The organism is Roseospira visakhapatnamensis (genome assembly GCF_014197915.1).
Taxonomy (GTDB): domain Bacteria; phylum Pseudomonadota; class Alphaproteobacteria; order Rhodospirillales; family Rhodospirillaceae; genus Rhodospira; species Rhodospira visakhapatnamensis.
The window spans coordinates 1-12,636 of record NZ_JACIGK010000018.1 but is presented as its reverse complement, the minus strand read 5'-3'; the positions used below and the strand labels follow the sequence as shown (position 1 = coordinate 12,636).

General features: G+C 68.5%; 12 protein-coding genes and 2 pseudogenes. 9 read left to right on the top strand and 5 right to left on the bottom strand.

From position 1 onward, the window contains the following. Positions 1-23: 23 nt before the first annotated feature. Together pyrF and GGD89_RS12200 are read right to left on the bottom strand one after the other, a co-directional pair. The gene (pyrF, locus tag GGD89_RS12205; protein ID WP_184045625.1) at positions 24-758 is read right to left on the bottom strand and encodes an orotidine-5'-phosphate decarboxylase; all 735 of its coding nucleotides are present in this window, start codon (positions 756-758) and stop codon (positions 24-26) included. A gap of 191 nt (positions 759-949) precedes the next feature. Next, the gene (locus GGD89_RS12200) at positions 950-1,321 is read right to left on the bottom strand and encodes a hypothetical protein (RefSeq protein ID WP_184045623.1); all 372 of its coding nucleotides are present in this window, start codon (positions 1,319-1,321) and stop codon (positions 950-952) included. A gap of 943 nt (positions 1,322-2,264) precedes the next feature. On the opposite strand from GGD89_RS12200, the gene GGD89_RS12195 reads away from it, so the two are divergent. After that, positions 2,265-3,965 carry an HD-GYP domain-containing protein gene (locus GGD89_RS12195; RefSeq protein ID WP_184045621.1) on the top strand — a complete coding sequence of 567 codons (1,701 nt, stop codon included), beginning with the start codon at positions 2,265-2,267 and terminating at the stop codon, positions 3,963-3,965. A gap of 25 nt (positions 3,966-3,990) precedes the next feature. Here the strand turns inward: GGD89_RS12195 and GGD89_RS12190 are convergent, their stop codons facing one another. Continuing rightward, positions 3,991-4,854 (bottom strand): ATP-binding protein, encoded by an 864-nt coding sequence (locus GGD89_RS12190; protein WP_184045762.1) that lies wholly within the window; start codon positions 4,852-4,854, stop codon positions 3,991-3,993. Between the two features lie 246 nt (positions 4,855-5,100). Between GGD89_RS12190 and yajC the strand changes: the two genes are divergently transcribed. The 5 genes and pseudogenes from yajC to GGD89_RS12165 all read left to right on the top strand — a co-directional run bounded on the left by yajC (position 5,101) and on the right by GGD89_RS12165 (position 9,193). Continuing rightward, complete coding sequence (yajC, locus tag GGD89_RS12185) at positions 5,101-5,562, top strand: preprotein translocase subunit YajC (protein WP_184045619.1); 462 nt, start codon at positions 5,101-5,103, stop codon at positions 5,560-5,562. Between the two features lie 126 nt (positions 5,563-5,688). Continuing rightward, positions 5,689-5,970: pseudogene (locus GGD89_RS12180) on the top strand (SecDF P1 head subdomain-containing protein); the annotation flags it as partial. A 63-nt stretch (positions 5,971-6,033) separates the two neighbouring features. Beyond that, positions 6,034-7,599: a protein translocase subunit SecD gene (gene secD, locus GGD89_RS12175; protein WP_184045617.1), complete on the top strand. Its 1,566-nt coding sequence runs from the start codon at positions 6,034-6,036 to the stop codon at positions 7,597-7,599. Positions 7,600-7,611: 12 nt separating this feature from the next. Then, positions 7,612-8,757: a protein translocase subunit SecF gene (gene secF, locus GGD89_RS12170; protein ID WP_184045615.1), complete on the top strand. Its 1,146-nt coding sequence runs from the start codon at positions 7,612-7,614 to the stop codon at positions 8,755-8,757. Positions 8,758-8,830: 73 nt separating this feature from the next. Next, entirely contained in the window at positions 8,831-9,193 is a 363-nt protein-coding gene (locus GGD89_RS12165; protein WP_184045613.1) for an Mth938-like domain-containing protein, read from the top strand. Positions 9,194-9,418: 225 nt separating this feature from the next. On the opposite strand, the gene GGD89_RS12160 is transcribed toward GGD89_RS12165, so the two are convergent. Beyond that, positions 9,419-10,018, bottom strand: coding sequence for a superoxide dismutase (locus GGD89_RS12160; RefSeq protein ID WP_184045611.1), 600 nt, complete (start codon positions 10,016-10,018; stop codon positions 9,419-9,421). Between the two features lie 171 nt (positions 10,019-10,189). Here GGD89_RS12160 and GGD89_RS12155 point away from each other — a divergent pair, with 171 nt between their 5' ends. Beyond that, positions 10,190-11,086, top strand: a complete 897-nt coding sequence (locus GGD89_RS12155) for a squalene/phytoene synthase family protein (RefSeq protein WP_184045609.1) — start codon at positions 10,190-10,192, stop codon at positions 11,084-11,086. A gap of 131 nt (positions 11,087-11,217) precedes the next feature. On the opposite strand, the pseudogene GGD89_RS12150 reads toward GGD89_RS12155, so the two are convergent. After that, positions 11,218-11,514: pseudogene (locus GGD89_RS12150) on the bottom strand (integrase core domain-containing protein); the annotation flags it as partial. A gap of 8 nt (positions 11,515-11,522) precedes the next feature. Here GGD89_RS12150 and GGD89_RS12145 point away from each other — a divergent pair. Then, positions 11,523-11,837, top strand: a complete 315-nt coding sequence (locus tag GGD89_RS12145; protein WP_184045607.1) for a site-specific integrase — start codon at positions 11,523-11,525, stop codon at positions 11,835-11,837. A 120-nt stretch (positions 11,838-11,957) separates the two neighbouring features. After that, complete coding sequence (locus tag GGD89_RS12140) at positions 11,958-12,197, top strand: helix-turn-helix transcriptional regulator (RefSeq protein WP_184045604.1); 240 nt, start codon at positions 11,958-11,960, stop codon at positions 12,195-12,197. The last annotated feature ends 439 nt before the right edge of the window (positions 12,198-12,636 follow it).

Below are 12,636 nucleotides of genomic sequence, written 5' to 3'. Positions count from 1 at the left end.
GCGGTCCTTGCTTGGGGTGTCGATTAGGGCCGCGACTCGAGATCGGCGAGGATGCGGCGCGCCGCGTCGGCGGGATCGGCGGCCCCGGTGATGGGACGACCGATGACCAGGTGGGAGGCGCCGGATCGGAGCGCCTGGGCGGGCGTGGTGATCCGTTTCTGATCCTGGGCGAGGGCGGTGTCGGGGCGCACGCCGGGGGTCACCAGCAGGGGGGCGGTGCCCAGGTCGGCGCGCAGGACGGCCACCTCGCGCGGCGAACAGACCACGCCGTCCAGGCCGGCGTCGACGCTCAGCGCGGCCAGGCGGCGCACCTGGGAGAGCACCGGCGGCGCGACCCCGGTCGCTTCCAGGTCCGGGTCGTCCAGGCTGGTCAGCACCGTCACGGCGATCACCTTGGGGGTCGGCAGATGGAGGCGGGCGGCCTCGTCGCCGGCCGCGTCCAGGGCCGCCCGCATCATCGCCCGGCCACCGGTCGCGTGCACGTTGATGATGGCGGGCGCCAGGGGGGCCACCGCGCGCACCGCGCCGGCGACGGTGTTGGGGATGTCGTGGAACTTCAGGTCCAGGAACAGGGGCGGGGCATCCACCCCCATCACCGCGCGGACACCCGCCGCGCCGTGCGCGGAAAAGAACGTCAGGCCGAGCTTGATGCCGCCGACCACGCCCGTGAGGGCGGCGGACCACGCCCGGGCCTCGGCCAGGTCAAGGGTATCGACGGCCACGAAAACGGGGTTTCGGAGCGCGGATGTGTCGGGCATGGCCCCCTCGGCGGCACGGGTACGGTCGGATCATGATGCCCGCGACATGTACACCATGCCGTGGTCCGCCGCCAATCGGGAACACGATCGGCGTGTCGTGGCGGCCGGCCAAGGCACGGCACCGTGAGGATGGGCCGGGCGGGGGAGTGGGGGGCGGGACGCCCGCGGTCCATGACCAGGGTTCGCCGATGTCAGTGCGCCCGATCGTCGCGCGGGTTCAGTCCCCCGGCGGCGGTAACGAAGCCGGCCACCGCCTCGACGGTGAACCCGTCCTTCTGGGCTTGGAGCGTCTTCACCAGGGTTTGAACGGCGGGACCGCCCAGGGCGATGGCAATGGCCACGGCGCCAAGGGTGATCAGGCGTGCCATGCGGCGGGCGCGGTGCTCCCGCTGGCTGGCCTCGGCCAGGGTCCGGGCGAAGGTGCGCACCTCGTGCTTGGCTTCGGCCCTGGTTTTGGCCTGAGTCCGGGTCTCGCGCGATCCGCACAGACGCCGGCCAAAGGCCGGACGCCGCTGGGAGGGAGGCGCCATCATCCGGTCATGGCGAGTCGGGGTCTCCATCATGACGCGCACTCCAGCCGGGTGGTGTGGGTCGGATCCCGTGTCGTCTGTTCCCTCGGTTCCTTGCGCTTCCGTCGGTTCCCTGATGCTTCTATCGGTCCGCCAAGCTGGCCGGATGAGCGTCGGTTCGTCCTGAAGGCGACCCGAACGCGATCTCGCGTGCCGGGGCGGGGCCTTCCTGAGGCGAGCCGGGCGCTCTCGGATTGCGCCGGACGCTCCCCCATCACGGGTTCATATCGTATCTTAATACATCGCTCTAATAACCTGTTCTATATATAAAAACCTCTATTCATTGGAAAAGGCATCCCGTTTCCGACGCATCTGACCATGCACCACGGACACCAGCAAGTGGTAACAGCCGACTTTTTTGACTCTATAGAGCGTAAAATTGATGTCAAGTTTACGATCCTGCGCGCCCGTGACGTGACCGCCTTGGGCGACCATGGACTCTCCATGGAGAATCCCGGGTCTTTTGGGCATGCGCGCTTTGCCACAGTCTTGCCTGGGCTCCGCTCGTCACGACGGCACCGTGACGGTCGTCTCGACATGGCCCAGGTCTTCGTTCGGTTTACAGCGAAGACACTCTATGCGGTAGTCTGACGCGGAGTCTGACCTCATCATGGTGCGGGTCTTCCGACGGTCCGGACGGGCGCCGGGAGATCGCCCGAGACCGCGTCTTTCGTTCGCAAAACCGGACGATGGACATGTGGGGCTGGACTCGGGACGAGGACAACGCTGACCTTGGGGCGATCAGCGTGCCGGCGAAGGGTGCGTGTCATGCCAACGGTCATTGAGAATGACCGTTGCAGTCTGTGGCCGGTGCCGCCCGGCGGATGAGTCCCACTCATCCGCCGCTGGTATCAGACAGGATCGGGATTGCGACTCGATCACGGAACCGGGATGGTCGCCCCCCCCGGGCGGGGCGACAGCAGCGGGGGAAAGATGGATGCGAGTTCTGGGCGAGAACGGGTCGCCCGACCCTTACGATACGGCCAACCGCCTGGGTCGACACCAGCGCCTGGTGGCGCTGATGATCATCCTCGCGTTGATGACCGTGGGCCTGGCCGGCGTGATCGTGTTCGCCGTGACGGAGCGCAACCGCGACCTGCGCCTGACCCAGGAGCGCCTGGACATCGTGGCCGACGAGCGTCTGGCCGCCGTGCGGTCGTGGATGGACGACGCGCCGGCCGAGGTCCATCTGGGGCCGGCGCGGGCCGTGGACCTGATGAAACTGATCCGTGGCCGTCCGACCGCCTGGTCGTCGGAGCGCACCACCCTGATCCGCACGCGGGAGGACTGGATCCGGATCCTCTCGGCCAAGGAGGAAGCGCGCGTGGTGTCCAACCCCGGCCCCGATGGCCGGGGGATCGGCTCGGTGGAGTCCCGGGCGCTGGCGGCGCCCGGGACATCCCATGAAGGGCTGGACCACAGCGGCCGTCGGGTGATCGCCGTCAGCCGACCGCTGCCGGACACGCCCTGGGTCCTGGTGCACTCGGTGGATCGGAGCGAGGCGATGGCCGCCGGCACCACCCGCTGGCGCGTGCTCATCGCCGCGATGACGGTGTATCTGGTCGCCATCGGCATGGCGTTGGTGGCGGCCTGGCGGTTCTGCTCGTCGGAACGGGTGCGCCGCGCGGCCGACATGCTCCGCCGCACCGCCGACCGCCACCAGTCGCTGTCCATCTTCATGGACACGGTCCTGAACGCGCAGCCGAATCCGGTGTTCGTGAGCGAGCCCGACGGCCCCATCACCTTTGTGAACCGTGCCGCCGCCGACCTGGTGGGGCAGTCTCGGGCGGACATGCCCGGCCGCTTCGTGACGAGGGTCCTGGGCGAGGACAAGGGCGCGGCCTTCGACGCCATCGGTCGCGCGGTGCTGGACACCGGCAAGCCGCGCTCCGACACCCTGGTGTTCGCCGACGAGCACGGCGCCGAGCAGGTGTGGCGCACGCACGCCCTGCCGCTCGACTCGCTGCCGGGGGAGCCCCAGCGGGTCCTGACCACGGTGGAGGACCTGAGCACGCTGGTCCGGGAGCGGCGCCGCCGCGAACGCAACACCGACCGCCTGATCGACGCCCTGGTCGGCCTGGTGGATGAACGCGATCCCGACTCGGCCAACCAGTCGCGCGACGTGGCCCTGACGGCGCGGATCATCGCCGAGCACATGGGGCTGGACCCCTCGATGGTGGAAACCACCCATCAGGCGGCGCGTCTGGTGAACATCGGCAAGATTCGCGTGCCGCGCGCCCTGCTGACCAAGACCGGTCCGTTGACCGCCGAGGAAATGGCCCAGGTGCGCGCGGCCATGGACAGCGGCCCGGAGATCCTGCGGGACATCGAGTTCGAAGGTCCTGTCCTGGAAACCCTGCGACAGATCAACGAGTGGGTGGACGGCAGCGGCCGTCCGCGCGGCCTGTCGGGGGCGGAGATCCTGCCCACCGCGCAGGCCACGGCCCTGGCCAACAGTTTCGTCGCCCTGGTGAGCCCGCGTGCCTTCCGTCCGGGTCTCACCCTGGCGGAGGTGGAACAGGCGTTGCAGGCCGACAGCGGGCGTCGATTCGATCCCCGGGCCGTGGCGGCGTTGCGCGCGGCCCTGAACGAACCGGGGGCGCGGGCGGTGTGGACCTTCATGCGGCCGTCGACATGATGAGGGCCGCCCCTGGCGCGGGCGTTTACGTCAGGCGCTGTCCCAGGCGCCCGGCCAGGTCCTGAATGAACTGCCAGGCGACGCGGCCGGAGCGGCTGCCGCGCGTCGTCGCCCACTGCAGCGCCTCGGTCCGCAGGGTGTCGTCGTCGATGGTCAGGCCGTGCCGCCGGGCATAGGCGCGCACGATCTCCAGGAACGTGGCCTGATCCACGTTGTGAAAGCCGAGCCACAGGCCGAAGCGATCGGACAGGGAAACCTTTTCCTCCACCGCCTCGCCGGCATGCAGCGCCGTGGACTGTTCGTTCTCCACCATCTCACGGGCCAGCAGGTGACGGCGGTTGGAGGTGGCGTAGAACAGCACCGTGTCGGGGCGTCCCTCGATGCCGCCCTCCAGCAGCGCCTTGAGCGACTTGTAGCTGGTGTCGTCCCCGTCGAACGACAGGTCGTCGCAGAACAGCAGGCACCGGCGGCCGCAGGTCCGCAGCCGCGCCAGCAGGCGGGGCAGGGTGGGAATGTCCTCGCGATGGATCTCCACCAGGGCCAGCCGTGCCTCTGGAGTCTCGATGGCCACGGCGGCGTGCACGGCCTTGACCAGGGAGCTTTTCCCGGTGCCGCGCGCCCCCCACAGCAGCGCGTTGTTGGCCGGCAGGCCATGGGCGAAGCGGCGCGTGTTCTCCGTCAGCACGGCGATCTGGCGGTCAATGCCCTGGAGCAGGTCCAGGGGCACCCGGTTGACCACGGGCACCGGCTCCAGCCACGCCGGATCGGCGTGCCAGACGAAGGCATCGGCCGTCGTCATGTCCGTGACCGGCGGCGGGGGCGGCGCCAGCCGCTCCAGGCTGTCGGCGATGCGGGCGAGGCTGTGGGCGATGTGCTCCAGGTCGGCCATGGCGGTGCGGGTCTTTTCGCTGTTGACGGACAAAGGACGCGCACCTTACCACGGCGCCCGGCGCCGGCAATCGGAGCCACCGGAGCAAGGCCACCGGCTCAGGGGCGCGATCTGGTGTCGTCGCGTTTGCATCGGGGGCGCGGGCCGCTATAGTCCCGCCACCGATCACCCTGGGGGCTTGATCGGATCGATCCGTCGGTCGGATCGGCCATCCGTCGCCCCCGCCCCCATGCAAGGAGAGCGCGGATGCTCATCAGCCCCGCTTATGCCCAGGCCGCCGCCCAGCCCGGCGGCTTCACCGAAAGCCTGGGCGCCTTTCTGCCCCTGATTCTGATCTTCGTGATCTTCTACTTCCTGCTCATCCGGCCGCAGCAGCGGCGGATGAAGGAGCACAAGGCCATGCTGGAGGCCGTCCGGCGCGGCGACCGGGTGGTCACCAACGGCGGCCTGATCGGTACCGTCACCAAGGTGGCCACCGACAGCGAGCTTCAGGTGGAAATCGCCGACGGCGTCCGCGTGCGGGTGATGCGCGACATGATCGCCAACGTGCTGTCGAAGACCGAGCCGGTGTCCGGTGGCAAGCCCCACAAGGGGGAGGCCGACAACGACGATGCCGACGGCGGCGGCAACGGTGGCGGACAGGGATCCGGCAAGGGCGGCGGCGCCGAGAAGCTCAAGGGCCTGTTCTCCGGTAACAAGGCGCGCTGAGCCCCGTCTGTCGGACGCCGGTCTCGACACCCCATCCCGCTCTGCCGTGTGCCGGACGGCGGCGATTTCGGGTGACACGATCGTCGATGCCGGTGTGTTGACATATGGGCGCGGTCGCTGGGTCCGCGACAAGCTGTCGCCCTTCGTTTTGGCGAGGCGGGACGCGCACGGTTCGGCGCGGTGACGCGAACGAACGTCGGCAAGCGCCTTGCCGTCGTCCTGAACGGCGCCGTGATCAGCGCCCCGGTCATTCGCGAGCCCATCCTGGGCGGTCAAGGCATTGTCTCGGGCGACTTCTCGGCCCAGGAAGCCCAGGACCTGGCGCTGCTGCTGCGGGCGGGTGCCCTGTCGGCGCCGCCGAGGGTTCTGGAGGAACGCATTGTGGGGCCGGGCCTGGGGGCCGACTCCTCCCCAAGACGTCTGGACCCCTGACCGGAGGTCTCCGTCGGCTGCTCATGACAAGGGTTCTCCATGCTGTACTTCGCTAAGTGGAAAATCGGGCTGATCCTGGCCATTTGCCTGGCCGGGCTCTTCTTCTCCGTGCCCAATGCGCTGCGCGGTCAGGCCGACGGTCTGCCTTCCTGGTGGCAACCTGTGACCCTGGGCCTGGACCTTCAGGGCGGGTCGTACCTGCTGCTTGAGGTCGAAACCGACGCCGTGGTGCGCGAGCAACTGGAGGCGCTGGTCGAGAGCGCCCGCGCCGAACTGCGCGAGGCCCGTATTCGCTATGTGGGGTTGGGGGTGGAGGCCGGCGCCGCCGTCGTCACCATTCCCGACGCGGGGCAACGCACCGAGGCCGCGCGCCTGCTGCGGGGCCTGGACAGCGGCGGAACCGATCTGACCGAGGGGGCCGAGGGACGCTTCTCGCTGACCTTCCAGGAGCAGGCGCTGATCGAGCGCCGCACCCAGGCCGTCGAGCAGTCCATCGAGATCGTGCGCCGCCGCGTGGATGAGACCGGCACCCGCGAGCCCACCATCCAGCGTCAGGGCGACTCCCGGATCATCGTCGAACTGCCCGGCGTGGACGACCCGCAGCGCATCAAGGCGCTGATCGGCCGCACCGCCAAGCTGAACTTCCATCTGCTGGATGAGCGCGTCTCGCCCGAGGATCTGGCCGCCGGTCAGATGCCGCCGGGCACCACCGTGCTGCCGGCGGCCGAGAACAACACGGACGGTCCGCCCCGCTACGCGGTGCGCAAGCGGGTCGAGGTATCGGGCGACCGCCTGGTGGATGCCCAGCCCAACTTCCAGGACAACCAGCCCGTCGTCAGCTTCCGCTTCGACACGGCCGGCGGCCAGCGCTTCGGGCGCGTCACCCAGGGCGCCGTGGGTCAGAACCTGGCCATCGTTCTCGACGGCGCCGTCATCAGCGCCCCGGTCATTCGCGAACCCATCCTGGGCGGCTCGGGCATCATCTCGGGCAGCTTCTCGGTTCAGGAGACCCAGGATCTGGCGCTGCTGCTGCGCGCGGGTGCCCTGCCGGCGCCGCTGACGGTGTTGGAGGAACGCACCGTGGGACCGGGCCTGGGGGCCGATTCCATCGAGGCCGGCGCGCTGGCCAGCCTGCTCGGGCTGCTGCTGGTGATCGTCTTTATGTTGGCCACCTACGGCCTGTTCGGCGCCATGGCGGTGGTGGCCCTGGTGCTCAACCTGTTCCTGCTGCTGGGCGCCCTGAGCCTGCTGGGCGCCACCCTGACCCTGCCGGGTATCGCCGGCATTGTGCTCACCATGGGCATGGCCGTGGACGCCAACGTGCTGATCTTCGAGCGCATGCGCGAGGAAGCCCGCAACGGACGCACCTTGATGAACTGCATCGAGACCGGCTTCCGGCAAGCCTTCAAGGCCATCGTGGACGCCAATGTGACCACCCTGGTGGCCGCCGCGCTGCTGTTCTACTTCGGGTCCGGTCCGGTCAAGGGCTTCGCGGTGACGCTGAGCATCGGCGTCCTGGCCTCCATGTTCACCGCCGTCATGGTCACCCGCCTGATGGTCGTCGTCTGGCTGCGTCGCAGCCGCGCCAAGGCTCTGCCGATCTGAGGACCACCCTCCATGCCCGCGCTGATCAATCTGATTCCGGTCGACACCAAAATCGACTTCATGAAGCGCCGCGTGCCGGCGCTGATCCTGTCCGTGGTGCTGGTGCTGGGGGCGATCACATCCCTGGCGGTGCAGCACCTGAACTTCGGCATCGACTTCTCCGGCGGCATCCTCGTGGAAGCGCGGATGCCCGAGGAGCCGGACATGGCCGACCTGCGCGCCCGGCTCAATACACTGGGCCTGGGGGCCGTGTCGCTGACCCACATCGGCGACGACGCACGGGACGTGATGATCCGCGTGCAGCAGCCCGACGACACCACCGAGGAACAGGAGAACGCCGCGCTGGAGGCCATCCAGGGCGTCCTGGATGCCGGCGTGGACTATCGCCGGGTCGAACTGGTCGGTCCCAAGGTCGGGGGCGAACTGATCGAGGCCGGCATCTGGGCGGTGTCGCTGTCGATCCTGGCGATCGTGCTCTACATCTGGTTCCGCTTTGAATGGCAGTTCGCCATCGGTGCCATGGTGGCGCTGATCCACGATGTGGTGGTGACGCTGGGGGTGTTCTCGGTCCTGCGTCTGGAATTCGACCTGACCACGGTGGCCGCGCTGCTGACCCTGGCCGGATACTCCATCAACGATACCGTCGTGGTGTACGACCGGGTTCGCGAGAAACTGCGTAAGTACAAGCGCATGCCGCTCGTGGATCTGCTCAACCTGGCGCTCAACAGGACCTTGTCGCGCACCATTCTGACCTCGATCACGACCCTGGTGGCGGTCGTGGCGCTTCTGGCCTTCGGTGGCGAGGTGCTGCGCAACTTCAGTGCCGCGTTGGCCTTCGGCATCATCATCGGCACCTACTCCACGATCTATGTCGCGGTGCCGATCCTGGTCTACTTCGATCTCCGCCGGGAGGCGATCGCCGGCGAGGACTCGGAGAAGGAGGAGGCGACGGGGGGCGCGGCCTCCGGGAGCGACACGCCGGCCGCGCCGATGATCGAGGGGGCGGACGGCTTCGTCCCGTCCCCCGAGCCCGAGGCGGACGACGGCGATGATTCGGCGCCGTCCGGCGGCACAGGGGCGCGGTCCGCGACCACTCGTGCTGGGAATGCGGGCAAGCGTAAGCCCAAGGGACGCGGCAGTCGCGGCGCCCGACGCTGACGCGGGCATTTTGGGAGAGGGTTGATCCGGGGGCTCGCGTTCCCACGTGACGGTCTTTTGTGCGGAGAAGCCGATGGAGATCACCCCGCTGGTGGCCGCCGACCGGCCGCTGATCCAGGCGTATGGTGACGGCGCGTTCCGGATCCAGGGCCGTCAGCATGCCGGCTCGCTGATCCTGCTGCCGGACCAGATCGTCCCGTGGTCCGGCGACCTCACCGCCGAGGGTCTGGCCCCGGTGCTGGCGGTCGCCGACGCGGTCGAGATCCTGATCATCGGCTGCGGGGCGACCATGACTCAGGTGCCGCCAGATCTGCGTCGCGTGTTGCGGGACCACGGCATTGTACCCGAGCCCATGGACACCGGCGCCGGGTGCCGCACCTGGAACGTCCTGCTGGTCGAGGACCGTCGCGTCGCGGCGGCCCTGACGGCGCTCTAGACCCTCACCCGGTGACGAGGAACGCCGCGTTCGCACCCGGCCGCCCCAACGGACAACGGGACCCGCGTGGGGTCCCGTTTCTGGTCACCGGTTCATCTCCTGGTTCCGGCGGCCACACGATGGTGGGGTTTGCGTGATGCGCAAGACGCTCCATCGTGGGCCGACCTGAAACACGGGGACAAGCCTGTCCGTTCAAACGACGATGATCGCCATGGACACCGCCGGTCAGGCGGCCTTGGCCAGGGTCTCGTTGACGAAGTCCCAGTTCACAAGGTGATCCAGAAATGTCGTCAGGAAGTCCGGCCGACGGTTCTGGAAGTCCAGGTAGTAGGCATGCTCCCACACATCGCAGGTCAGCAGCGCCGTCTGGCCATGCACCATGGGTGTCTCGGCGTTGGGCGTCTTGGTGATCTTCAAGTCGCCCTTGTCCAGTACCAGCCAGGCCCAACCCGACCCGAACTGTGTGGCGCCGGCCGACTTGAACTCGTCCTTGAACGTGTCGAAGGAGCCGAAGGCGGCGGTGATGCGCTCGGCGATGGCGCCGGTGGGAGCGCCGCCGCCGCCGGGCTTCATGCCATGCCAGAAGAACGTGTGGTTCCAGACCTGCGCGGCGTTGTTGAACACGCCGGTGTTCTTGTCGGACCAGGCCTTCAGGATCACCTCTTCCAGAGCCATGTCGGCCATGGGGGAGTCCTTGGTCAGGTTGTTCAGGTTGGTGACGTAGGTCTGGTGGTGCTTGCCGTGATGAAAGTCCAGCGTCTGGGCCGACATATGCGGCTCCAGGGCGGTCTTGTCGTAGGGAAGGGGGGGAAGTTCGAACGCCATGATTACCCTCGTCGTGAAGAAGGAACGTCAGAGTACGATTGGCCCGGGCCACACGGTACATAGGACCGTCCCGGTTCGATGTGAAGCGTGGACCTGTTCAAATGAACGCGCGCGGGTGTGGATGGTTCCAGGCGGACTGGGATCCAGGGGCATCGGCGCGGGCACGTGGCGATGATCGACAGGACGGCGCAGGTACGGTTGTCGCCCCCCGCGACCGTGGTCCGGCAGGCGGACCCCGATCGCTTCGTGCTGGTGATGATGGCGCCCCCCGCGCGGCGCGAGGCGCTGTTCGCCCTGCTGGCCCTGAACGTGGAGGCGGCACGGATTCCGGAGACGGTCAGCGAGCCGCTGTTGGGCGCCATGCGGTTGCGCTACTGGCGCGACGTGATCGCCGCCGCCGACCCGGAGGCGGCGGCCACCAGCGGCAATCCGGTGGCCGAGGCCCTGGTCCGGGAGGTCTTGGCGACGCCCGACGCGGCGAGCGTGGGGGAGCGTCGGCGGCTCCTGGACTCCCTGCTGGATGGCTGGAGCGAGGCGTTGGGCGCCGATCCGCCGGCCGATGGCGCCGCCGCCCGCCGTCATGCCGGGGCCATCGGCGGTTCGGTGTGGGATCTGGCCGGGTTGCTGTTGGGCGTGATGCCGTCGGATGGGGAGACCCGCGCCGCGCTGCGCCATGTGGGCACCGCCTGGCTGCTCCTGGGCGTGGCGCGGGCGACCCCGGTGCTGCTGCGGCGCGGACGCGTGCGGCTGCCACTGGATGCCCTGGCGCGGGCCGGGGTGTCGGCCGACGCGGTGCTGAACGGCGCCGATCGCGACAGGGTCGGCATTCGCGCCGGCGTGGCGGCCCTGACGGCGTTGGCCTTGGCAGAGCTGACGGTAGCCGGCGCCCGGCGCGACCGCCTGGATCGCCGTGCCCGGCCGCTGCTGCGCCAGGCCATTCATGGGCGGCATCTGGCCCGGGTGCTGGCGCGGCATGACCACGATCCGTTCGCCGCCGGCGCGCGCCTGGACCACGTCCCCCTGCTCCGTCTGCTGCTGTCCACGGTGACGGGGGGGCAGGGGCTCTGAAACGGCCGAGTCCGCGATCTGGTGACCCAGGCCGAGGAGTCCATCGCCAATCGGTGACCCGCCCGACGGGGTCGGGACCCGTGGTACTGAACCGCCCCGGGTTTGGCGGAGGCCGGTTGGTGTGAGTGCTCCGCCGCCATCGTGGTCTCCCGGAGGGTCTCATGATAGCGGGCTTCGGCCTCGGCGGGCGGGCTGTTTCCGATCGGTCCCAGTAGACACCGATGGTTGAACCAGTCCTCCCATCGCAGGGTGGCGAACTCAACGGTCTCGACGCCGGACCAGGGGTCGCGCGGATTGATGACCTCGGCCTTGTAGAGGCCATTGAGGGTCTCGGCCAGGGCGTTGTCGGTGCTGTCGCCGACGCTGCCGACGGACGGTTTCACACCGGCGTCGGTCAGGCGCTCGGTATACGTCACCGACAGATACTGCAGGGGCGGTGATCGCCGCAGCCCGGGCCGCCGACGGCCTGCCGCCTCTGCCGCCGTGGGTCTGGCACAGCCTCCGCCACACGGTGGCGACGGGTCTGCATGCCCTCGGTGTCGCGCCCCATGTGATCGAAGCCACCCTGAACCACGTCAGCGGTGCGCGGGGCGGTATCGCCGGTGTCTACAACCACGCGGAATACCTGACGGAACGCCGCGAGGCCCTGAGCCTCTGGGCGAGCCATGTTCTGACCCTGGTGGAGAGGCCCGCCGCTGCGGCTTCCACGCCACCTCTCGACCCGATCCGCGCAACGGATCTTGTGTCCTGATCAAATGCCCAGGGGCGCACACCTGGGCGGATGCGGCGTAGCAAGGGGAGGTGTCCGTTTCGCACGCGGCCCCTCATGATCAGCCAAGTCATCCCTCGTGACCGCGATCAGAGAGGACCCATGAAGGACGTCCCATCCCCTTTGTCCGACACCGCACTGGTGCCGGCTCGCGTCGTCCGCGCCGAATTGGGCGGCATCAGCGACATGACCCTGTGGCGCTGGCTGCACCGACCGGATCTCGAGTTTCCGGAGCCGGTCCTCATTTCGCGGCGGCGCTATTGGCGACGCCAGGATCTCGAGACGTGGAAGCGGTCACGGTTCGCCCCGCGTGCCCGCCAGAAACAACAAGGAGAGCCGTAGGTTTAGGTAATTGTACGACCGAATCTGAACCAAAGCGGTTTCTGCTCTCATTTTTGTCGCTCAATTCAGGCAGAGTAACCTTGTCAAGATTATTTGGTTCTTCGGCATTTCATGTGGAATTGAAGACGCGGATGGGGCCACCGCTCAGCTTGGGCACCAACATACCGGCCGAAGAATGCCTGCCGTTCCGCCAACCGGGAACGGCCAATACATCCGTCCGACCTTGGCCAGCCTGTCATCGGATCCGGCCCCGTCAAGAACACGCCGCGCTGCGCGCGGTGGCCTGCGGCCATTCTTGACCGGGCCTCCGCCCGATGACTTGGCGGCTGGCAGGTCGGGACGGAGCAGCAGTTCTCATTTTGAGCTGAAAGGCTTGGACACGGGACTCGGGATGTGATTCACCCTCTGGGTGAGGTGGCTTGAAGAGCAAATCGCGGCG

Coding starts and splice junctions, on each gene's coding strand:
- pyrF (WP_184045625.1), bottom strand. CDS start 758: ATGCCCGACACATCCGCGCTCCGAAACCCCGTTTTCGTGGCCGTCGAT.
- GGD89_RS12200 (WP_184045623.1), bottom strand. CDS start 1,321: ATGATGGAGACCCCGACTCGCCATGACCGGATGATGGCGCCTCCCTCC.
- GGD89_RS12195 (WP_184045621.1), top strand. CDS start 2,265: ATGCGAGTTCTGGGCGAGAACGGGTCGCCCGACCCTTACGATACGGCC.
- GGD89_RS12190 (WP_184045762.1), bottom strand. CDS start 4,854: ATGGCCGACCTGGAGCACATCGCCCACAGCCTCGCCCGCATCGCCGAC.
- yajC (WP_184045619.1), top strand. CDS start 5,101: ATGCTCATCAGCCCCGCTTATGCCCAGGCCGCCGCCCAGCCCGGCGGC.
- secD (WP_184045617.1), top strand. CDS start 6,034: ATGCTGTACTTCGCTAAGTGGAAAATCGGGCTGATCCTGGCCATTTGC.
- secF (WP_184045615.1), top strand. CDS start 7,612: ATGCCCGCGCTGATCAATCTGATTCCGGTCGACACCAAAATCGACTTC.
- GGD89_RS12165 (WP_184045613.1), top strand. CDS start 8,831: ATGGAGATCACCCCGCTGGTGGCCGCCGACCGGCCGCTGATCCAGGCG.
- GGD89_RS12160 (WP_184045611.1), bottom strand. CDS start 10,018: ATGGCGTTCGAACTTCCCCCCCTTCCCTACGACAAGACCGCCCTGGAG.
- GGD89_RS12155 (WP_184045609.1), top strand. CDS start 10,190: ATGATCGACAGGACGGCGCAGGTACGGTTGTCGCCCCCCGCGACCGTG.
- GGD89_RS12140 (WP_184045604.1), top strand. CDS start 11,958: ATGAAGGACGTCCCATCCCCTTTGTCCGACACCGCACTGGTGCCGGCT.